At 59.0% G+C, this 20,650-nt stretch carries 14 protein-coding genes and 1 other RNA gene; 7 read left to right on the top strand and 8 right to left on the bottom strand.

Annotated features, from left to right (window positions below; genetic code table 11):
• Window positions 1–121 precede the first annotated feature (121 nt).
• Together ASD54_RS08575 and ASD54_RS08570 are read right to left on the bottom strand one after the other, a co-directional pair.
• Window positions 122–661, bottom strand: a complete 540-nt coding sequence (locus ASD54_RS08575) for a dihydrofolate reductase (protein ID WP_062554173.1) — start codon at window positions 659–661, stop codon at window positions 122–124.
• On the bottom strand, window positions 661–1,455 hold the full coding sequence (locus ASD54_RS08570) for a thymidylate synthase (protein ID WP_062554172.1): 795 nt from the start codon (window positions 1,453–1,455) through the stop codon (window positions 661–663). Before ASD54_RS08570 ends, ASD54_RS08575 begins: the two co-directional genes overlap by 1 nt.
• 115 nt (window positions 1,456–1,570) lie before the next feature.
• Between ASD54_RS08570 and ssrA the strand changes: the two genes are divergently transcribed.
• From ssrA to ASD54_RS08550, 4 genes are all read left to right on the top strand, one after another.
• Window positions 1,571–1,948: a transfer-messenger RNA gene (gene ssrA, locus ASD54_RS08565) on the top strand.
• A 132-nt stretch (window positions 1,949–2,080) separates the two neighbouring features.
• Window positions 2,081–2,593, top strand: coding sequence for an SspB family protein (locus ASD54_RS08560; protein WP_062554171.1), 513 nt, complete (start codon window positions 2,081–2,083; stop codon window positions 2,591–2,593).
• A 21-nt stretch (window positions 2,594–2,614) separates the two neighbouring features.
• Complete coding sequence (locus ASD54_RS08555) at window positions 2,615–2,809, top strand: DUF4169 family protein (protein WP_062554759.1); 195 nt, start codon at window positions 2,615–2,617, stop codon at window positions 2,807–2,809.
• 232 nt (window positions 2,810–3,041) lie between these two features.
• Window positions 3,042–3,257: a ribbon-helix-helix domain-containing protein gene (locus tag ASD54_RS08550; RefSeq protein WP_062554170.1), complete on the top strand. Its 216-nt coding sequence runs from the start codon at window positions 3,042–3,044 to the stop codon at window positions 3,255–3,257.
• Between the two features lie 22 nt (window positions 3,258–3,279).
• Here the strand turns inward: ASD54_RS08550 and ASD54_RS08545 are convergent, their stop codons facing one another.
• The 4 genes from ASD54_RS08545 to ASD54_RS08530 all read right to left on the bottom strand — a co-directional run bounded on the left by ASD54_RS08545 (window position 3,280) and on the right by ASD54_RS08530 (window position 12,985).
• Window positions 3,280–6,972, bottom strand: a complete 3,693-nt coding sequence (locus ASD54_RS08545) for an AsmA-like C-terminal region-containing protein (RefSeq protein ID WP_062554169.1) — start codon at window positions 6,970–6,972, stop codon at window positions 3,280–3,282.
• Between the two features lie 73 nt (window positions 6,973–7,045).
• Complete coding sequence (locus ASD54_RS08540) at window positions 7,046–8,461, bottom strand: FAD-linked oxidase C-terminal domain-containing protein (protein ID WP_062554168.1); 1,416 nt, start codon at window positions 8,459–8,461, stop codon at window positions 7,046–7,048.
• Between the two features lie 118 nt (window positions 8,462–8,579).
• The gene (locus tag ASD54_RS08535) at window positions 8,580–11,741 is read right to left on the bottom strand and encodes an efflux RND transporter permease subunit (protein WP_062554167.1); all 3,162 of its coding nucleotides are present in this window, start codon (window positions 11,739–11,741) and stop codon (window positions 8,580–8,582) included.
• Window positions 11,738–12,985, bottom strand: a complete 1,248-nt coding sequence (locus ASD54_RS08530) for an efflux RND transporter periplasmic adaptor subunit (protein WP_062554166.1) — start codon at window positions 12,983–12,985, stop codon at window positions 11,738–11,740. The genes ASD54_RS08535 and ASD54_RS08530 overlap by 4 nt, the downstream gene beginning before the upstream one ends.
• Before the next feature lie 237 nt (window positions 12,986–13,222).
• Here ASD54_RS08530 and ASD54_RS08525 point away from each other — a divergent pair, with 237 nt between their 5' ends.
• Together ASD54_RS08525 and ASD54_RS08520 are read left to right on the top strand one after the other, a co-directional pair.
• Window positions 13,223–15,706, top strand: coding sequence for a UvrD-helicase domain-containing protein (locus ASD54_RS08525; RefSeq protein ID WP_062554165.1), 2,484 nt, complete (start codon window positions 13,223–13,225; stop codon window positions 15,704–15,706).
• A gap of 17 nt (window positions 15,707–15,723) precedes the next feature.
• Window positions 15,724–16,869 carry an amidohydrolase gene (locus ASD54_RS08520; protein WP_062554164.1) on the top strand — a complete coding sequence of 382 codons (1,146 nt, stop codon included), beginning with the start codon at window positions 15,724–15,726 and terminating at the stop codon, window positions 16,867–16,869.
• A 46-nt stretch (window positions 16,870–16,915) separates the two neighbouring features.
• On the opposite strand, the gene ASD54_RS08515 is transcribed toward ASD54_RS08520, so the two are convergent.
• A complete protein-coding gene (locus tag ASD54_RS08515; protein ID WP_244484714.1) occupies window positions 16,916–18,304 on the bottom strand; it encodes a DUF2778 domain-containing protein in 1,389 nt (462 codons plus the stop codon).
• 282 nt (window positions 18,305–18,586) lie between these two features.
• Window positions 18,587–19,813, bottom strand: a complete 1,227-nt coding sequence (locus ASD54_RS08510) for a YeeE/YedE family protein (protein WP_062554162.1) — start codon at window positions 19,811–19,813, stop codon at window positions 18,587–18,589.
• Window positions 19,814–20,003: 190 nt separating this feature from the next.
• Here ASD54_RS08510 and pncA point away from each other — a divergent pair, with 190 nt between their 5' ends.
• Entirely contained in the window at window positions 20,004–20,630 is a 627-nt protein-coding gene (gene pncA, locus ASD54_RS08505; RefSeq protein WP_062554161.1) for a bifunctional nicotinamidase/pyrazinamidase, read from the top strand.
• Window positions 20,631–20,650: the final 20 nt, after the last annotated feature.

Raw genomic sequence — 20,650 nt, 5'->3', positions numbered from 1 at the left:
CCCACCCTCGATCAACCGCGCCGGAACTTGCGGCAGCCGGGTCTTGCCCCGTTATAGGTATGCGCAACACCGCTTTCAACGCGCCAAGGGGTCACTTCGCAGTGTTTGGTAACGAAATGTTTCAAATGGCCGCAGCCCGACGTCGATAAACGGCAAAAACCGTTGGAAAATTGTCCTTCTCGCCTGCCGGAACCGGTTCTCTTTCCACACATTCGAATATGTGGTCATCAACCACTGGAAAGTACGTGTCGCCATCTTCGATCACCGCATCCACATGAGTGAGATACAGGCGATCGGCGAGCGGCAGGGCCTGCGCATAGATCTCGCCACCACCGATCACCGCTATTTCGCGGGCATTTGTCTCGACGGCAATCGCTTGCGCCCGCTGCAAAGCCTTGGCGAGCGAATCGACCGTTTCGACACCGTCCGCCGCATACGCAGGATCCCGTGTCACAACCACATGCGGACGCCCAGGCAACGGTCGTCCGCCGAAGCTCTCGAAGGTCTTGCGACCGACGATGACCGGATTTCCCAGCGTCATCGCCTTGAAGCGCTTTAGGTCGGTCGACAACTTCCACGGCATATCGCCGTTGCGACCAATCACCCTGTTGGTCGACACCGCCGCAATGAGAACGACCGGCCTTTTTGCGTCATCATCCATTACACGGCCACCTTGGCCTTGATATGCGGATGCGCCTCATAGCCGACCAGGTTGAAATCCTCGAACGTGAAGCCGAAGAGATCGGTCACGTCTGGATTGATCTCCATGCGCGGCAGCGGCTTTGGCTCGCGCTGCATCTGAATTTCTGCCTGCTCGAAATGGTTGGAATAGATGTGGGCATCACCCAGCGTATGGATGAACTCACCCGGCTTGTAGCCCGTAACCTGCGCCACCATCATCGTCAGAAGCGCGTAGGATGCGATGTTGAATGGAACGCCGAGGAAGATATCCGCAGAACGCTGATAAAGCTGACAGGAGAGCCGGTCCCCGGATACGTAGAACTGGAAAAGGCAATGACAGGGCGGAAGCGCCATGTCGTCCACCTGGGCAGGATTCCAGGCAGAAACGATGTGACGGCGTGAGTTCGGGTTCTTCCTGATCGCATCGACGAGATTGGCGATCTGGTCCACGTGCCCGCCATCCGGCTTTGGCCAGGAACGCCATTGATAGCCGTAGACCGGACCCAGATTACCCTGCTCATCTGCCCATTCGTCCCAGATCGAAACACCGTTTTCCTTCAGATAGGCAATGTTCGTATCGCCCTTCAGGAACCACAGCAATTCGTGGATAATGGAACGCAGATGCAGTTTCTTTGTCGTGACGATCGGAAACCCATCCGCAAGATCGAAACGCATCTGATAGCCGAAAACGGAGCGCGTGCCAGTTCCGGTCCGGTCTCCACGGTCGGTTCCGGTTTCCATGACATGGCGAAGAAGGTCGAGATACTGTTTCATGACAGGCCTGTAGATTCTGCTGGAGCGCAATTATAGGCCCGAAGGCCGCAAACGATAGTGCTCGCGGGTCTTATCCACGCTGCTTTGCCAATTGTATGAAGGGAATGCACAATCTCCCCTTTTCATCGCGCAGAGAAACACCTATATCAGCTTCGCCGGGGCTTGCTCCGGCTATGGCGATAAATGGTCGGTGTAATAAACCTATTGGACCCGGGGGCGGTACCCGGCGCCTCCACCAAAAACCGGTCGGCAAGTGAGTATGTCTCAGACCGGCTTTTGATGGGGGCGAAATAGGATCGACAAGGGCGTAAAGATCGTACTTTTGCTCGGCATGATACCGCCGTTATCGGGTCACAAGTGTAGTTGCAAACGACAACAACGCTAAGGGTTACGCTCTCGCTGCCTAATGGCGGTGCGGGAAACCCGCTCCAAGTCCTCTAGGTTAGCCCCTTGAGGCGGGGTCCGAAGGCACCTGGCAACAGAAGCCTTCACCTTCCCGCTTCACGTGTTTTTCGCTATCTTCGTCATGACTCGTCTCACCGGGGCTTCCGCAGGGAAACTTGCTGGCTTATAACGGGCAGACAAATCGCAAGAAAAACATCGAACTGATTGGAAGACAATGACGATGGGTCAGGATCATATCCGTTACGACATTCTGGCACAGGACGCCCTTCGCGGCGTTATTCGCAAGGTTTTGTCAGAAGTGGCTGCTACCAGCCGCCTGCCGGGCGACCATCATTTTTTCATCACGTTCCTCACCGGCGCCCCGGGTGTTCGAATTTCGACTCATTTGAAGGACAAGTATCCGGAACAGATGACAATCGTCATCCAGCACCAGTTCTGGGATCTCAAGGTGTCCGATACGCATTTCGAAATCGGTCTTTCGTTCTCGGACACGCCCGAGCGGCTCTACATTCCATTCAACGCTATACGCGGTTTCTACGACCCATCCGTGAATTTCGAACTCGAATTCGAAGTCCCGCTTGCAGATGAGGAAGAGGCTTCCGCAGAGATCACCGCCTATCCCGCGGATGCTGTGGCCAAGCCTGCCTCTGAGGAAGAAGCGAAGTCCGATGACGACAAGAAGCCCGGTTCGGGTTCCGTTGTCTCGCTGGATTCCTTCCGCAAGAAGCACTGATTGCTGTGTGCAGGTGCTGCCATGTGCGCTGACATCATCAACCTGAAATCGGCCCGCAAGGCCAAGGCCCGCTCCGAAAAGGAGCGGCAGGCAGAGCAGAACCGCATCACATTTGGCAGAACCAAGCAGGAAAAGTCTCTGACCAAAGCCTTGAACGAGAAGGCGTCAAAGCAACTCGATCAAGGCAAGCTGGAAAAGAATGACGAGGCTGACTGAATGTCGGCCTCCGGTTTGTTGAAAAGGGCTTTCGCCTATTTTCCGTCATTCTCGGGCTTGTCCCGAGCATCTACAAACGTTTCATTTTGTTGGACTTCAGCAGATTCTCGGCACAAGGCCGAGAATGACGTCGCTGGTGGTAGGCCAGATTGTCAGTAGTCTGGAGGCTGACTAAATGTCGGGCATTGTTCATTTCCTCTGGGAACCCCTGTGAAGGCCGGAAATCGCCCGCATGATCCGCAAGCATTCCGCCACGCTCCATGGACACCGCACAAGCTTCACGCTTGAGGATGTGTTCTGGGACGAACTGAAGCTTATCGCAGAAACGCGCCAGATTAGCCTCGCGGGCCTGATTGCTGAAATCGATGATAATCGCGAGGCAGAGAGCAATCTGTCTTCCGCGCTCAGGGTCTATGTCCTGCAATGGATCAAGTCCCAGAGGCTCTAACAAGCTCCCACAGCCTTTGGCGTCAGTAGGGTGCGACCCCGGGCAAACCGTTGTTTGGGCGGAATTGATCGCCGGTCGGGGGAATCGTCAGGGTGGGCGTCGTATCCTCAGCGGCAGGCTGGCGCTGGTCGTTCGCCTTTTCCTGCTCACGCTGTCTCTGCGCTTCTGCCGCCCGCTCTTTCGCTTCCTGCTCGGCGCGGGCACGCGCCTCGGCCTCCGCCTTTTCCCGTTGCGCTTTGCGCTCTATCTCAAGCGACTGATAGAGGGACACTTCCCTGCGCAAGCGCTGCTTTTCAAGAACGCTGGCCTGAAGCGTCTCGACCCGTCTGCGCTCACGCTCGAAAGCGCGAAGCGAAAGATAGTTCGTTAGCCCACCCACTTCCAGCTCACGCGTGGGCGCGTCCCACGGACCAGAAAACTGAAGCCCAACACTCGCCTCGCCGCCAGCAATCGCGTTCTCGCCAAGCGCATACGTGACAACAAGCTTTCCATCCAAAGTCTGGTCGGGAAGATTGAACCGCGCCTCCCCGGACAAAGCGGCCGGTCCGGCCTGTGCGGCAATGCTTTGAAACCGCAATTGGCCGGAACTCATCGTGAAGGGCAGCGTCACGGCTCCGATTCGGGTTGGCCCTGCATAAAGCAGCGCCTCGGCTATCGGGCGAACATTGCTCTCGGTCACATCGCCCTGAATGCGGTCGGCGGCACTGAGGAGAGAACTCACCGGATCCTGTGCCAGATCCGGCAAGACACCATCAGCAAGCCGCAACGAGCCCGATCCGCTGAGCGCCGTCACAAGGCCTGCCGGTGTCTTGGCCGTGGCTTCCGCGGCCAGTTCGAAGCTGAGCTTCCCCGTCGCGACAGGATGGTTGGCGCGCAGCCACATCAGAGGCGCCAGATCTGCATCCTTGAGCGCAAGACGCGATTGCAGCAGACCGATGCCATCGCTGTTCGACAGCGCCAAGCGGCCGGAAATCGTGCCGCCAAGCCATTTGCCGCGCAACTCCTCCAGCGTCATCCCGCCACTGCGATTGACGAAACGCATCGCCACATTTTGCGCAGGCTGGGTGCCCGGCGATACGAGAATCTCGTTTACGGACACATCGAGATTGAGGTCAGCCTGCCGGAACATTGGCGCTGCCAATGGCTTGGTGGACAGCTCACCCGTTTCAGCATCCTGCAGCGGTCCGTAAACCGCTTCGGCAAGCCACAATAGGTCCATGGCACCCAGGTTGAGCTTGCCGCTGATCGTCGGGATCGGAGCAGCACGATCAAAAACCAGATCACCACCCATCGCATTCCCAGCGACAGTACCGGAGAGTTCACCAAGGCGAACAGCCTTCGCATCCAACGTCATCTTTGATCGCAGATCGACGGGCAGGCCAGTCCCAAGCTGCGGCAGGCCGAAACCGCCGGCAAGCAGGGTCGGCTCGAGATCGGAACTCTTGAGGCTTACGGAATAGTTGCCATTGCCGAAACTGTCCGGCGCAAGGTTCATCCCGCCTTGAGCTACCAATTCGGTCAGATCCGTTCGGTAACCGAACCGAACCTGTATCGGCTGGGAAAGCTTGCCACTGGCGCTGACATCGATGACGCCGTTGTAATCTCCGTCAAACGGGAAAGTGGCTATGCCAATCTGGTCGAGAAGCGTGAGCGATTCAGTATTCGCCAGTCTGGCCGAAGCTTGAAATTCGGTTTCCCGCGTCAGGTCAAAGAGATGCAGGGCCTTAATGTCAGAGGAGATCAGCGTGCCGTTCGAACTGCCGCTTACCTTAAGGACAGTTTCATCACCCAGCGTGATGTCCGCCGTGAGCTTCGTATCGGCATACCGGTCAGCACTACGCGCCATGCGTTCCAGCACTGGGTGTCGCGGCAGGCGCTCTCTCAGCATCGCCAGAAAACCTGCTGCGTCCGGCGCCGTGAGACTGACAGTGCCCTGCCCCGCATAATCGAAGATCGAGCCTTCTCCACTCCCCTTTGCCAGAAGGCTGGCGCCTGCCAGATCGGCAATGGCCAGTTGCGGCACGGTCAATTTTCCGTCGCCAAACTCGAAGCGCGTTTCAAATCCCTGCGCGCCCACGCCGAAAGCCGTCAGCCTGTCAGCCTTCAGATGCGCTGACAGCTTGTGGTCCAGCACATCGTCACCGGCGTCATTGCCGGTCATCAGAGATGCCAGTGCCCGCAAGGCATCGAGATCGATCTCATTGCCTGCAAGATCCACCGCAAGCTGGGGCACCGCTGCCGCCTCTGTGGCGGACGTCCGGCGCACTTGCCCCTTCAGGGTCGCGCCACCCACTGCGACTTCAAGATTGTTGAAGACCTGCACGCCGGTCGTCAGATCGACATCGGCGGAGAACCCGGCTGCCTTGAGACGCCGGATTGCCGGATCGACCTTGCCGGTCAACCAGTCGGAAAAGCCGGAAGGCTGGTTGGAGGCAAGAACCATCTTGCCCTTGAAACCGGCACTATCCCTGAGGGTCAGCCGACCATCAAGTTCTACCTGAGTCCGGCCCGGAAGCGTGGCGACTGCATTTTCGATTTGCCATCCCGTCTGGGCGGGGCGAATGTCCAGACGGATATCCCGCAGGGTCGTCCCCTCCGTCACGATTGCCGGAAGGCTGATCGTTGCCCGTCCTGGCACCTGCGGCACGGGGATATTGGCAGCCATTTCAATCAGGGCATGAAGGCGTCTTTGGGCAGAAACATGCGGATCGCGGGCCGTCTTGCCTTTGGCCAGCATGTCGCCCGCCAGCTTCTCGACATCCACCTGCTGGCCGTCCGCCGTCAGCAGGAATTCCGGTCTATCCCCGGTATCCAGCGTCGCCTCGCCGGTGATGACATAGGGGTTATCGACGGCACCGGCTTCAACACGGTATTCGGGGATCCGGATGCGCTCGTTCGTCAGCTCGAACTTGCCTTTGGTGCGTGGCGGCGGAACGCGCTTCTCCGCAACCGCCACGCCGTTGGCGACCGGCTGATCCTGAAACACGAGATTGAAGGCGCCCTTATAGGCCGGCTTCGCATCGGCCACGCCGAGCATACCGTCGAGTTGAACCTCCACCGGCTGGATATCCGGCCAGAGCCGGAGTTTGAGAGACACTTGACCGGCCTGTGCGTCTGGCTCGCCGCTGCTCAGCGAAAATCTTGCTTCATATCCGTCCAGCGTTCCGTTGCCTTCGGCGCGCCACGGTCCCGCAAGCGAGCTTGCAGACAGGTCTGCTGTGAGCTTGCTGAGAGTTCTGTTGCGACCGGTCGCCTCGTCAATGAACTGGATCTCGGCGCCCGTGATGTGCACATCTTCCAGCACGACGTTACGCGCGGGAATAGCCGGACGGCTGCCGCGCATCCAGTCCAGCTTGCCGTCCTTCAGAAGGCGGATACGGGCCTTGGGGTTCACCAGCCGCATATCGAAAACACGCGCCTCGCCGGAGAGGAAGGGCGCCAGTTCCATATCCATGGAAAACTCCGCCACCTGGATCAGCGGCGTTCCATCAAGGTCCTGCCCCACGCGCACATCGCGCATCGTGACCGAAGGAAAAGGCAAAAGCCGGGCATCGACGCTACCATGCACGGTAACCTTCTTGCCAAGAATGCGGCTGGCCTGTTCTTCGAAACTGAGCCGGAAACTGCTCCAGTCCACGAATAGCGGAGCGAACAGCGCGGCGAACAACGCGATGACCACCAGACCGCCAAACAGCAGGAAAAGACGTCCCAGCAACCGGACCACTCCTTGATTTCGGAGGTCTATTTAAAATTCTACAAGCTCCGGCACAAGCCGTACAAGGGTCGCATCAGGCGCTTTCCCGCAGGATCTTGCCAGGATTGAAGATATTCTTCGGATCGACCGCCCGCTTGATTGTCCGCATCAGGCCAAGCGCAGGTCCCGCCTCCTCTTCAAGAAAACTCATCTTGCCCTGCCCGATGCCGTGCTCGCCCGTACACGTTCCGCCGCAGGCCAGAGCGCGGCGGTTCAACCGCTCGACAAAGGCTTCGACGCGCGCAACATCCGCTGGATCCTTGTCGTTGAACAATATCGACAGATGGAAGTTGCCATCCCCGGCATGACCGACGATGGGGGCAAGGAAGTCATTCTCTATGATATCCGCATGGGTCGCAGCCACACAATCCGCCAGTTGCGAGATCGGCACGCATACATCCGTTGCTAGTATGGTAAGGTCGGGACGCAGCGCGCGCGCTGCCCAATACGCATCGTGCCGCGCCTTCCAAAGCTTGGCGCGCTCCTGCGCATCTGCCGTCCAGCGAAAACTCTCGCCACCGCATTCCTCGGCAATCATGGAAAACTGCTCGGATTGCAGGGTCACTGTCTGGTCCGTGCCATGAAACTCAAGAAAGAGAGTTGGCTTTTCTTCGTAGGAAAGACCGGAATAGGCATTGCAGGCGCGGATCTGGACCTCATCAAGCAGTTCGATGCGCGCAACGGGGATGCCCATCTGAATGGTCATGATCACGGCATCGCAGGCCGCCTTGACGCTTGGAAAAGCGCACACACCGCCGCCGATCTTTTCCGGTATTCCCTGAAGTCGAAGCGTAATGGAGGTGAAGACGCCGAGCGTCCCCTCCGAGCCCACGAAGAGCCGGGTCAGATCGTAACCTGCGGAAGACTTCTTGGCGCGGCTGCCGGTAGCAATCTCCCCGCCATCTGCCGTCACGACAGTCATGGCCAGCACATTGTCCTTCATGGTGCCATAGCGCACGGCATTCGTACCGGAAGCCCTCGTGGCCGTCATGCCACCGATAGAGGCGTTTGCACCGGGGTCGATCGGGAAAAAGAGGCCCGTATCGCGAAGATAGACATTCAACTGCTCACGCGTCACCCCCGGCTCGACGGTCACATCCAGATCTTCCGGCGAAACGCGCAGGATACGGTTCATGCGCGAGAAATCGATGGATATGCCGCCCGAAGGTGCATTGACCTGCCCTTCCAGCGACGAACCGGTGCCGAACGGAATGATCGGCACACCATGCTCGGAGCACGCTCTGACCACCGCTTTCACGTCATCGGAATTCTCGACGAACACCACAGCATCCGGCAATTGCCGGGTCAGATAGGTGGTCGTGTGGGTATGCTGCTCGCGAAAGGCCTGCCCGGTCTGAAGCTTGTCGCCAAGCGCCCCCCGCAACGCCTCGATGACAGCCGCGACTGCGGCCTCGTTTCGCACACCGGGGCGTACATCCCTCAAGACCATGATCTTCTCCATTGAATGCCGAGCGGTAGAACCTGACATCTTTGGTAGGAGAGGATCATTGTTTTGTCTATCAGTTTCGGCTCACTAATGCCCTTCTCCGTGCAACGATCGGATGGGATCACTCCGCTGCCAGAAGCGGCCTTTCCTTCTCCTCATTGGCTGCCGGACGCGACGCGGTGACCAGCTCCTCATGCAGCCTTTGCTCTTCATGCGCATGCGGCTTGGCAAAGCGTGCGATCAGGAGATAGGCAAGCGGCGTAATGAACAGGGTGACGATCGTTGCGAGACCCAGTCCGCCAACGATGACCCAGCCGAGTGCAATACGCGCTTCCGCACCCGCACCCTGCGCAAACACCAGCGGCACGCCGCCGAGAATCGTCGCAATCATCGTCATCATGACTGGACGCAGGCGAAGGCGGCAGGCCTTTTCGATGGCGTCTCGAACGGCCATACCCTGATCTCGCAGCTGATTGGCAAACTCCACGATCAGGATGCCGTTCTTGGCCATGACCCCGACAAGCAACACAAGTCCGATCTGGCTGTAGACGTTGAGAGTTGATCCCGTCAGCACTAGCGCGAAGATGGCGCAGGCAAGACCAAGCGGCACCGTGGCCATGATGATGATGGACGACAGCACGCTTTCGAACTGTGCGGCCAACACCAGGAAGATGATGGCAATCGCAAAGCCGAAGGTAATGGCCATGCCGCTCGAATTCTCACCCAGCGTCTTGGCTTCCGCCAGCGGCATCAGCCGCGCACCCGGAGGCAGAAGCGGTTGCGCCAGTGCCTGCGCTTCCTGAAGCGCCTGACCAAGCGAAACGCCATCGCCGAGACCGGCAGAAATCGAAACCGCGGCCAGTTGCTGCTCGCGGTTCAGGCGTGGCGCGACCGCCCCTTCCTTGAGGCTGACGACAGTAGACATTGGCACGACCTTGCCGTCATTGGTGCGCAGGAAGATGTTCTGCAGATCGGTCGGATCATCGATCGGCTGCATCGTGGAGGTCAGCTTGACCGGATAGGCCTCTCCGTTGACGAAAACATCAACGATAGAACGCCCTTCCAGCAAAGCCTGCATGGCGGTCGACAGGCCAGTGATGTCGATGCCCAGATCAGAGGCACGCTCGCGGTCAATGGAGACCGAAAGCTGCGCCTGCGTCGGTTCGTTGTCGAGACGCGGCGTCTGGAAATCCGGGTTCTTTTCCATCGCCTGAACGAGCTTGATGGCGGCATCCGTAAGCTTCGCGTGCTGGTTGCCCACCAGCGCGAACTGCAGGCCATTCCCCGCCCCGCGAATACGCAGACTGTTGGACTGGATCGCGAAACCGCGAACTGCCGGAACTTTTGCCGCAGCTGCATTCACATCCGCAACGACCTGGTTCTGGGTGCGCGTGCGTTCGCCCCAGGGCGCCAGCGTCATCACCATGAAACCGCTATTGGTGGAATTGCCCATGCCGGAAATGGAGAAGATGTTCCGGATCTCACCGGAGTCGACCAGCGGCTGAAGATTTTCCTCGACGCGGCGGATCTGGTCCTGCGTGTACTCGAGGCTCACACCCTGCGGCGTGGTCAGGCGCATTGCGACGAGGGAGCGATCTTCCAGCGGCGTCAGCTCGTTCTTGACCAGACCGAAAGCGACGAAGGCCGCCGCGCCGAACATGACCGCCACTGCGATGATGACGATCGGCGCATTGAGCGTAAACCGCAGCCACTTCTCATAGGTGTTCGCAAAGAGATTACCGAAGCTTGCGAGAAGCCCCTTCGGCTCGCTCATCGGCTTGGTCAGCATGCGAGAGGCCAGCATGGGGCACAGCGTGAGGGCGGTGATCGACGAAAGCCCCACGGCGAATGCCAGCACGAAACCGAACTCGCGGAACAGGCCACCCAATTGTCCGGGCAGGAAGGAAAGCGGAATGAACACAGCCGCCAGTGTTGCCGTAGTGGCAAGAACCGCAAAGAAAACCTCCTGCGTGCCCAGCACCGCCGCAGCGCGCGGGCCCATGCCTTCCGAACGTCGGCGCACGATGTTCTCGAGCACGACGATCGCGTCGTCCACCACGAGACCCGTTGCCAGCACGATGGCCAGCAGCGTCAGGATGTTGATGGAGAAGCCGACGAGGTAAATCGCCGTCAGCGTTCCGATCAGCGCAACAGGCATGGTCAGCGCCGGAATGAGCGTCGCGCGCCAGTCGCGCAGGAAGAGATAGAGAACGACGACCACGATGAGCGCAGAAAGCCCCAGCGCCAGTTCCACCTCATGCAGCGCACCGCGAATGAACACGGCGTCATCCGAGGTTATGATGATCCGCGTTCCTTCCGGAAGCACCTTCTGCAGCTCGGCGACCGCCGCTGCAACGCCCGTCGAGATGTTGAGCGTGTTGGATTGCGCCTGACGGATGATACCGAGACCGACGCCCTGCACGCCGTTGGACCGAAGCGTCGTGGTTCCGTCATCGGCGCCGAGATTGACGCTTGCAACATCACGAAGGCGGATATTGTCCTTGATCAGTACGTTCTCGAAGTCGCGCGGCGTCTCCAGGTTTGCCGTTGCGCGAACCACGATATCCTGCGTGCGGCTTGTGAGCGAACCGGCCGGAACATCGAGCGCTGCACTGGAAAGCGCAGTGGAGACATCGGCGACCGTGAGGCCACGGCTGGCGAAAGCCGCCTGATTGAGATCGACACGGAAGATCTTTTCCTGATCGCCGTAAAGCTCGACATCCGCAACGCCCTCCACCGCTGCGAGCCGGTCAACCACCTGCTTGTCGACAAGCAGGGTCAGGTCTTCCATCGAAAGCTTTGAAGACGTTACGGCAAGCCGCATGATCGGCTGTGAATCGGAGTCCGCCTTGACGATGCGCGGCTCGTCCACTGTATCAGGCAACTGATAGGAAACGCGGCCAATCGCATCGCGCACATCGCTTGCGGCAACGGCAAGATCAACCGTGTCGTTGAACTCCATGGTTACGCGGCTGGCACCGAACTGCGATTCGGAAGACAGGGCCTTCAACCCGCTGACGCGGGCGACAGCGCCCTCTATGACCTGTGTCAATTCCTGGTCAACGGTCTGGGGCGAAGCACCTTCGTAATCGGTCCGAACAGTAATGACCGGCTGATCAACATCAGGGAGTTCGCGAACTTCCACGCCGACGAAGGCGGCCAGACCGGCCACGACCAGAAGCGTATTGATAACTGCCGCCAGGATAGGGCGGCGAACGAACAGAGCCGTGAAGGTGGATTTTGCATCCTCTGCCTTCATGTCGTGCTGATCCTTGCTGCTCATCGGGTCGCTGCCTCCGCCACGCGCTGGGGCTCGCCCTGAATGCGAACCGGCTGGCCTTCACGAACACGCTGCAAACCTTCTGTCACGATCCGGTCATCCGGCTTCAGGGGTGCCTGCACCAGAACGGTATCCGGATTGCGCTGGATGACACTGACGCGAACCTTCTGCGCCTTGCTATCGGCTACCTTCCAGACGAAGGCACCTTCGGCATCCCATTGAACCGACAGGGGGTCCACGGCCGGATAGCTTTCACCGGCGAACCGCATCGCCACCTGGAAGGACATGCCCGCACGCAGCAGATCCGTTGGATTATCGATACGGCCACGAATGCGCACGGTACGGCTTGCAGCATCCACGCGGTTGTCCACGGAGTCGATCACGCCCTTGAACACCTGTCCCGGGCGGCTGACGGAGGTTGCTTCGAAGGAAGCACCCGTTTCGATCTGGGTGATGAAGCGTTCCGGCGCGTAAAAGTCGACGAGGATCTCGGAGCGATCGTCCAGCGTCACGATACTTGTCTGCGTCGTAACGTTGTCACCGACATTCGCCGGGACGATTCCTGCCACACCATCGATCGGCGCGGTGATTTCCCGCCGCTTGAGGTTCAACTGCGCCGTGCTCAGCGCCAGCTTGGCGGCCTCTTCGGCAATCTGCGCATCCAGCGCATCAAGACGGGTCACGCTTTGGAGGTTCTTGTAAGACGCAGCCTTCTCGACCGCACTCCTCAGCGCTACCTGCGCCTTGTCGCGCTCGATCAACTGCTCGTCATCATCGAGGCGAGCGAGAACCTGACCCTTGGTAACCTTTTGACCTGCCTTGACGAGAATTTCGTCAATCGTGCCGGTTGCCTGCGGCATCACCACGACGGACTGGATGGCAACACCGCTGCCAATGGCTGTCAGCCGATCATTGATCGTGGCTGTCACGACGGGGCGAACGGCAACGAGCGTGGCCCGTTGACCTCCGCCTTGGCCTCCCGCTTGACCTCCCCCTTGGCCTCCACTCTGGCCAGCGCCCTGACCCTGCCCTGCCCCTTGGGCAGCACCCTGGCCGTTTCGCGCGGGGTTGTCAGATTGAGCCGTTTTCTGCGCGTCTATCGCTGCCGGCTGGATCAGACCCACCAGACGCGCGGGCACACCCATTCCAACGAGACTTCTTGCCGCATCGGCGCTGACAAAGATCCACAGACAGAGCCCCGCGAACAGCACGACAATACTGAGGAGCAATTGCTTCCAGATGCGCATTCAGTCACTCCGGTTGAATTGAAGACGTTATCAAGTATCGCGTTCTACGGTTGGTTAGACAACGCTGGATTACCAATCTTGCCAAATTGTAACCTGACGGAAACTCACGGAATCGTGAGCCGAAAGCCACAGGATACGAATATGCATATTGATGCCATTTCTCATCTGGCGCATCACTGGAATAAAACCAGAACGTAGCCTATGGCCTTGTGCTTCCGGAATCATTAGATTGCGCTGATGACGAACAGTTTCGATGACATTCCGTTCTTCGATGAAGAACCGGATCACGGCTCCCGCCGTTCCAAGCCCCCTGCTCCCTCTACGGCAGCGCCCGGCAGCGGCCTGGGCATTGCGGCGCGTGCCATGGCCGCACGCGACCAGAGCCGCCCGGCCCCTGACTATCTTGGCGGCCTGAACCCGGAGCAGCGGGAAGCAGTCGAATCGCTTGATGGGCCCGTTCTGGTGCTGGCCGGTGCGGGCACGGGCAAGACTCGCGTCCTCACCACGCGCATTGCCCATATCCTTGCGACCAATCGCGCCTTTCCAAGCCAGATCCTGGCCGTGACCTTTACCAACAAGGCTGCGCGAGAAATGAAAGAGCGCATCGGCGTCCTCGTCGGCGGTGCGGTCGAAGGCATGCCGTGGCTTGGCACTTTCCACTCGATCGGCGTGAAGCTTCTACGGCGTCATGCAGAGCTTGTCGGCCTTCGCAGCGACTTCACCATTCTGGATACGGACGATGTTATCCGTCTGATTAAACAGTTAATTCAAGCAGAAGGCCTGGATGACAAGCGCTGGCCTGCGCGCCAGTTCGCAGGCATGATCGACGGCTGGAAAAACAAGGGGCTGACGCCGAAGGATATTCCCGAAGGCGATGCGCGCGCCTTTGCCAACGGCAAGGGTCGCGAACTTTATGCCGCCTATCAGGCGCGACTGAAGACACTGAATGCCTGCGATTTCGGTGACCTCCTGCTGCACCCGATCGATCTATTCCGCCGCAATCCGGATGTGCTGAAGGACTACCATCAACGCTTCCGCTACATTCTGGTGGACGAGTATCAGGATACCAACACCGCCCAATATATGTGGCTGCGGCTTCTGGCACAGCGCCCGAAGGATGTGCCGCAAAACGTCTGTTGCGTCGGTGACGACGACCAGTCCATCTACGGTTGGCGTGGCGCTGAAGTGGATAACATCCTGCGTTTCGAGAAGGATTTTCCCGGCGCGAAGGTCATTCGCCTTGAACGGAACTATCGCTCTACCGAGCATATTCTCGGCGCCGCAGGACACCTGATTGCGAACAATGAAGGTCGCCTCGGCAAGACGCTTTTCACGGAACGCACCAATCCCGATGACGAAAAGGTGATCGTCCACGCGGCCTGGGACTCGGAAGAAGAAGCCCGTGCCGTGGGCGAAGAGATAGAGCAGCTTCAGCGCAATAAGCACAAGCTGAACGACATGGCCATTCTCGTTCGCGCTTCCTTCCAGATGCGCGAGTTCGAAGATCGATTCGTGACCCTCGGCCTTAACTACCGGGTTATCGGCGGTCCGCGCTTTTACGAGCGCCTCGAAATTCGCGATGCGATGGCCTATTTCCGCCTCACCTGCCAACCGGCGGACGATCTGGCCTTCGAGCGGATCGTCAACACGCCAAAGCGTGGGCTGGGCGATACGACCGTCCGCACCCTGCATGATTATGCCCGTGCCCGCGACATTCCCATGCTGGCCGCCGCGGCAGACTTGATCGAGACCGACGAATTGAAGCCCAAGGCGCGCAAGGCGCTTTTCGATGTGATTCAAAGTTTCAGGAGATGGTCGGAACTGCTTGAAACCACTCCCCATACGGAGCTGGCCGAGCAGATTCTGGAGGAATCCGGCTACACCGATATGTGGAAGAACGACAAATCGGCGGAAGCGCCGGGTCGTCTGGAAAACCTGAAGGAACTCGTACGCTCCATGGAAGCGTTCGAGAGCATGCGCGGCTTCCTGGAGCATGTCTCACTCGTCATGGATGCCGAGCAAAACGAGGATATGGATGCCGTTTCCATCATGACGCTGCATTCGGCAAAAGGTCTGGAATTCGAAACCGTTTTCCTGCCCGGCTGGGAGGAAGGTCTTTTCCCGCACCAGCGCGCATTGGATGAAGGCGGTCGGGCAGGCCTCGAGGAAGAGCGTCGCCTCGCCTATGTCGGAATCACCCGTGCCAAGCGGCGCTGCCACATCTGGTTCGTCTCGAACCGGCGTATCCATGGCCTCTGGCAATCCACCATGCCGTCGCGCTTCCTCGATGAATTGCCGCCGATGCATGTGGATGTTGCCGAATCGGAATCGAGCTATGGCGGTTATGGTCGCGGCGGCTACGGACAGTCGCGTTTCGACAAGGCGGATCCCTTCGCCAATTCCTATTCCACCCCCGGCTGGAAGCGCGCTCAGGCCAACAAGAGCGAAGCCACCCGCGACAACTGGGGCAGCCGTTCCGGCCATGCTGTCGAGCGGATCGGTTACGGCGAAAGCGGACCACGCAGCAGGACCATTGACGGCGAATTGGTCGCCAAGTCGGTAGCCGATACGCCATCGAAGTTCCGGGTGGGCGACCGCGTCTTCCACATCAAGTTCGGTAACGGCAATATCTCGAACATTGAAGGCAACAAGCTGACGATCGATTTCGACAAGGCCGGCCAGAAGCGCGTGCTTGATGGCTTCGTCGACAAAGCGACGTAAGTCCGCAAGAGGCAGATGTGAGCACTTCAGATACCGACCTGACCGACCTGATCATGTGGAGACGCCACCTCCACACCATGCCGGAAGTTTCTGGTGAAGAGCACCAGACTGCGGCAGAGGTCGTGCGCTTTCTGCAGGCTTCGTCGCCGGATGAGATCGTGACGGGTCTCGGCGGCACGGGCGTTGCGGCGGTGTTCAACGGTCGAGAGCCGGGGCCAACAGTCCTGTTTCGTGCGGAACTCGATGCCCTGCCGATTGCTGAAGTGACCGAAGTTGCACACAGGTCGAAGATCACTGGCAAAGGCCACATGTGCGGCCACGATGGGCATATGGCGATGGTGGCCGGTCTGTCGCGAGCCTTCAGGCGCGAGCGCCCGGCATCGGGACGCGTCATCTTGCTTTTTCAACCCGCTGAAGAAACCGGCGCGGGTGCTGCGGCCGTAATAGCAGATCCCGCATTCAAGGCAATCAAGCCCGACTTTGCGTTTTCGCTGCACAATATTCCCGGTCTGCCTCTTGGACACAGCTGGATCAAATCAGGCCCGGTCAATTGCGCCTCCTGCGGGCTGCGGATCGCGCTAACAGGCAAGACCGCGCATGCCTCTTCGCCAGAGAGTGGCACCTCTCCGGCTCCTGCCATCGCAGAACTTATTCCTGCCCTGACGGCTCTGCGAAAAGGCCATATCGAAACCGAGGATCTGGTGCTGACCACGGTCACCCACGTTGCAGTGGGTGAACCGACATTTGGCGTGGCACCGGGTGACGCTGAACTCTGGGTAACGCTGCGCACCGTCAGCGATGACGGTATGTCCGAATTGCGCGAGGCAGCGGAAGGTCTGGCACGAACCCTGGCCGAGAAACATCAGCTAGGCGTCTCTTTCAGCTATCATGATGAATTTCGTCATTGCCGTAACGATGAAGAGGCGGTGGACATCATTCGCCGCGCCTTGGACAAGGAAGATCTGCCCCATTCCACCGGCCAGATGTTCAAGTTTTCCGAGGATTTTGGCCGTTTCGGAGACGCTGCGAAAGCGGCCATGTTCTTCATTGGCGCCGGAGAAAATCAGCCCGCGCTTCATAACCCGGACTATGATTTTCCCGACGCCCTGATCCCGATCGGCGGACGCATATTCCTGCGCATCGCGAAAGAACTGCTGGGATAGAGGCCTGCGTGTCGGCACTTCAGCCCCGACACGATCATGGCGTCAATCAGGTATCGCCTTTCAGATAGTCCACAAGCGTCCGACGACCGCCGTTATCCGGCGCATTGTCTGATGCGGAGGCCGTGCTGGCAGGCGCGGAGCCACCGCCACGCAGGTTCAGTTTCCGCAGCGCAGCCGCCGGGATCGTACCATTATGACGATCGACAATGATCATGTGCGTAACTTCGCCACGCTGGAAGGCGCGCAGGAACTTGTCGTAATTCGCAAATGCCACGCAGCCATGCGAGTCACCGCGCGTCCGCAGCAGATAGCTATGCGCCAGCAGGCCGGTTCGACCGAGCGGATTGACGCCATCGGTCGGCGTGAGGCGAATGGCAGCGACACCGTGGAAAAGCTTTTCGCGCATCGACAGGCGATAGGTGCCCGGAGGTGTCGGACCACGCATCTTCACATGCGTATATTTCGGGTTGTCACGCATTTCACCAATGCCGGAATGGGCTTCCAGACGCTCACCGCTCGGCATGTGCACAACACCGTTGGTGATGTCGTAGACCGCAACCTTCATGCTGTTGCCGCCGCGATCCGGCCACGGAACGCTCTTGGCAGGCGCTTCCTTCATCGGGTTCTCAGGACGGGCAAAGGCCAGCGCCTTGGGAGCTTCCTCTTCCTCCTCTTCAACCGCGGCAATGGCGGGCTTCTGAACTGGCTTTGGCTGTGCGGATGGCGCAATCGCCATGGCCAGCGCATTGGCTGCCGGACGGCGGATCGGAAGAGGACCGGCCATCGGCAGGCCATCATCCACGGATGGCGCCATGGCTTCTGCCACAGCAAGCTCGGCAGGGCTTTGCAGATCGGCAACTTCAACCTGCCCCTCGTCTACATTGCCCTTTGGCAGTGCATCCCAGGCAGTCTCGGTCGGCGGCGCGATGATAACGGTCTCGTCAAGCGCAGCCACAAGGGCGGTCTTCACGTCGCCGCTCTTCGGCCGCTTGGCGGCAAGGCTGGCGAATTGCTTGTCCATCTCGGCTTGGGCGAGAGCTGCCGCAACACCGGATTTAACGGCCTGATCGGCGGGAACCTGTGCATTCAGATAGGCCAGATGCGCACCGTCAAGCCGCGCGGTTTTTTCGGTCGTTCCACCGTTCAGGCGGGAGAACTTCGCGATTTTCAGAACCCGCTCCGCTTCGGAGATGGGGGCAGCGAGAATCGGCTTCAAATTCAGTGAAGCCTTCAGCTGGTGAGAATAGTCGGAAGGTTTGATGCTACCCATGCTGTGAACGGTCGCAAGCGCGCCCATCATCCAGCCACCAATGGCAAGGCCGAAACCGAGTGCAACCGTACCCTTGATGAGACCATAGGCGGGAGACGCCTGCTTCGTCTGGCGGCGTCGCGAAGATGTTTTGACGGTCCGAGCCGTCTCGAAAGCCACTGCCATGATACGCATCACCCCTTACTCAGTCGAACAGCCGAAGCGAACAAACCTGCTCCGGACAAAAGAGCCCGCCTGCAATCGACGTGAGCTTGGGAGTACCCACGAACATGAGACGTTCGCGGATAAGAATGACAAAGTATGGTAACCAATGTGTTTACAAGGCCCCCTGAAAGTTCAGCAAGCCATTATAAACCGATACCGCCGGAAGTTTAACCGAAATGCGGCAAACCGACGGCAAGCCGTCAAAATGCCGCATATCAGCAATTTTTAGGTGTATTAATCTGATCAACCGTCGCTTTTCAGGATGACGGAACGCTCGAAGAAAAACCACGGGCGCAGGCGCACACCAATCACGTTTCCGGCAAAAGCAGCCACCGCCCAGAGATAGCCGTGGAGGCTGCCGGAGGCGATTCCCGAAAAATAGGCCCCGATATTGCAGCCATAGGCGATCCGCGCGCCGTACCCGAGCAGCAATCCGCCAACCACGGCAGCAAGGATCGAGCGCAGTGGAATATCAAGCGAGGGCGCAAACCGGCCTGCCAGGGCCGCGGCAAGCATAGCCCCTGCGATGATGCCGAAATCCATGACAGAGGTGATATCCGCAAACACGCTCTGAGAAAGGGCTTTCGCATTGCCGGGCATCTGCCAATAGGCCCACTGGGTGGGGTCTATACCAATCAGTTGCGCTCCCTTCGCGCCCCAAAGGGCAAATGCGGAGGTAATCCCCCACGGACGTCCAGCAATCGCGAGGGTGGCGAAGTTGAGAATGACGAGCGCGACGGCACCTGCCACAAGCGGCCATGGACCCCGCAAGTACCGCTCGAAACCCTGCCGTGGTGGCGCGGGCTCTTCCTCAAGTCGACCACGGCGCTTTTTTTCGAGGATCACCGTAAGGCCTGCAATGGCGGCGAAGATAACAAGGGACACAGCTATCCCGCCAGCAGCACCGAACGTCTGCCAGAGCGCAGTTGGCGGCACGGATGGTAGAGCGAGCCACCAGTCGAAATGAATGGTTCCGAGCAGCGAGCCGATGATGAAGAACAGAAGCGTCACCAGCATGCGCGCGTTTCCACCACCCGCAGTAAACAATGTGCCAGATGCGCACCCACCGCCAAGCTGCATGCCCACGCCGAACATGAAAGCCCCGACGATGACACCGATCCCGGCAGGCGACACATTTCCCTTCACCTCATGGCCAAACAAGGTGCCGGATGCGAGAAACGGAAAGAATAGAAGAACGGCAAGTGCCAGCAGCAGCATCTGAACGCGCAATCCACGCCCGCGACCCTCTGCGATGAAGACGCGCCAAGCCGAGGTGAAACCGAAGGCGGCGTGGTAAAGCGAAACGCCAAGGGCACCGCCGATCAGAAACAGCGCGCCCTGAGCAGGACCGTATACGGCACCGAGCGCGAGGGTTCCGACAACAAGTACAACCAGCGAAGCAAGCCCGGCTGTTCCCAATGGCGGCACGCTCGACGTCCCCGGCACTGGGGAAGTTGAGGCAAGTGACATCTTGAATCTCCTGAATGATCCGACCTAGCTAGAGCGCAGCCTTCGAGCCGACGAGGTATCAGATTGCGAGTTCGCGTCTGCTGGCGGAATTATTTTGCATTGGTTCTAATATAGGGAACCCTAGCAACAAACTTGATCGAGCCTCGGCAAATTGGCATCTTGCGGCAAAGCAAATCACGGGAGACACATCATGCGGGCCTTGTTGCTGATCGATATTCAGAACGGTTTCTGCCCCGGTGGAAATCTCCCGGTCCCGGACGGCGACGCGATCGTGCCTATCGCAAATCGCCTGATCGACGAAGGGCCCTATGATGTGATCGTCGCCTCGCAAGACTGGCATCCGGACAATCACGGCAGTTTCGCATCACAACATCCGGGCAAGAAGCCGTTCGACATGGGAGAGCTTTCCGGACAGCCACAGGTCATGTGGCCGGATCACTGCGTTCAGGGTACTGCCGACGCAGAGTTTCATCCGGATCTTGATCTGGAGCATATCGATTACATTCAGCAAAAGGGTGAGAACCCGGCAGTCGATAGCTACTCGGCATTTCGCGACAATGATCAGGCCGCAATCACCGGCCTTGCGGGCTACCTTCGGGCGCAGCAGGTGACGGAGCTTGATCTGTGCGGACTGGCGACGGATTACTGCGTAAAGTTCTCCGCGCTGGACGCAAGAGAGATGCTGCCGGAGATCAAGGTGCGTTTCATCGAAGATGCGAGCCGCGGTATCGATCCGCAAGGCGTGAAAGCCGCTATCGAAGAAATGCGCGCCGCGGGTGTATCCATATGCAGAAGCACTGATATTCTGGCAGACTGAGCTGCATTTCGGGATCCAGA

The sequence above is a fragment of the Rhizobium sp. Root149 genome (assembly GCF_001427345.1).
GTDB classification, from domain to species: Bacteria; Pseudomonadota; Alphaproteobacteria; order Rhizobiales; family Rhizobiaceae; genus Neorhizobium; species Neorhizobium rhizoryzae.
This window is presented reverse-complemented; position numbering and strand designations above follow the sequence as displayed.

Coding starts and splice junctions, on each gene's coding strand:
- ASD54_RS08510 (WP_062554162.1), bottom strand. CDS start 19,813: ATGTCACTTGCCTCAACTTCCCCAGTGCCGGGGACGTCGAGCGTGCCG.
- ASD54_RS08560 (WP_062554171.1), top strand. CDS start 2,081: ATGGGTCAGGATCATATCCGTTACGACATTCTGGCACAGGACGCCCTT.
- ASD54_RS08570 (WP_062554172.1), bottom strand. CDS start 1,455: ATGAAACAGTATCTCGACCTTCTTCGCCATGTCATGGAAACCGGAACC.
- ASD54_RS08535 (WP_062554167.1), bottom strand. CDS start 11,741: ATGAGCAGCAAGGATCAGCACGACATGAAGGCAGAGGATGCAAAATCC.
- ASD54_RS08555 (WP_062554759.1), top strand. CDS start 2,615: ATGTGCGCTGACATCATCAACCTGAAATCGGCCCGCAAGGCCAAGGCC.
- ASD54_RS08575 (WP_062554173.1), bottom strand. CDS start 661: ATGGATGATGACGCAAAAAGGCCGGTCGTTCTCATTGCGGCGGTGTCG.
- ASD54_RS08525 (WP_062554165.1), top strand. CDS start 13,223: ATGACGAACAGTTTCGATGACATTCCGTTCTTCGATGAAGAACCGGAT.
- ASD54_RS08540 (WP_062554168.1), bottom strand. CDS start 8,461: ATGGTCTTGAGGGATGTACGCCCCGGTGTGCGAAACGAGGCCGCAGTC.
- ASD54_RS08515 (WP_244484714.1), bottom strand. CDS start 18,304: ATGGCAGTGGCTTTCGAGACGGCTCGGACCGTCAAAACATCTTCGCGA.
- pncA (WP_062554161.1), top strand. CDS start 20,004: ATGCGGGCCTTGTTGCTGATCGATATTCAGAACGGTTTCTGCCCCGGT.
- ASD54_RS08530 (WP_062554166.1), bottom strand. CDS start 12,985: ATGCGCATCTGGAAGCAATTGCTCCTCAGTATTGTCGTGCTGTTCGCG.
- ASD54_RS08550 (WP_062554170.1), top strand. CDS start 3,042: ATGATCCGCAAGCATTCCGCCACGCTCCATGGACACCGCACAAGCTTC.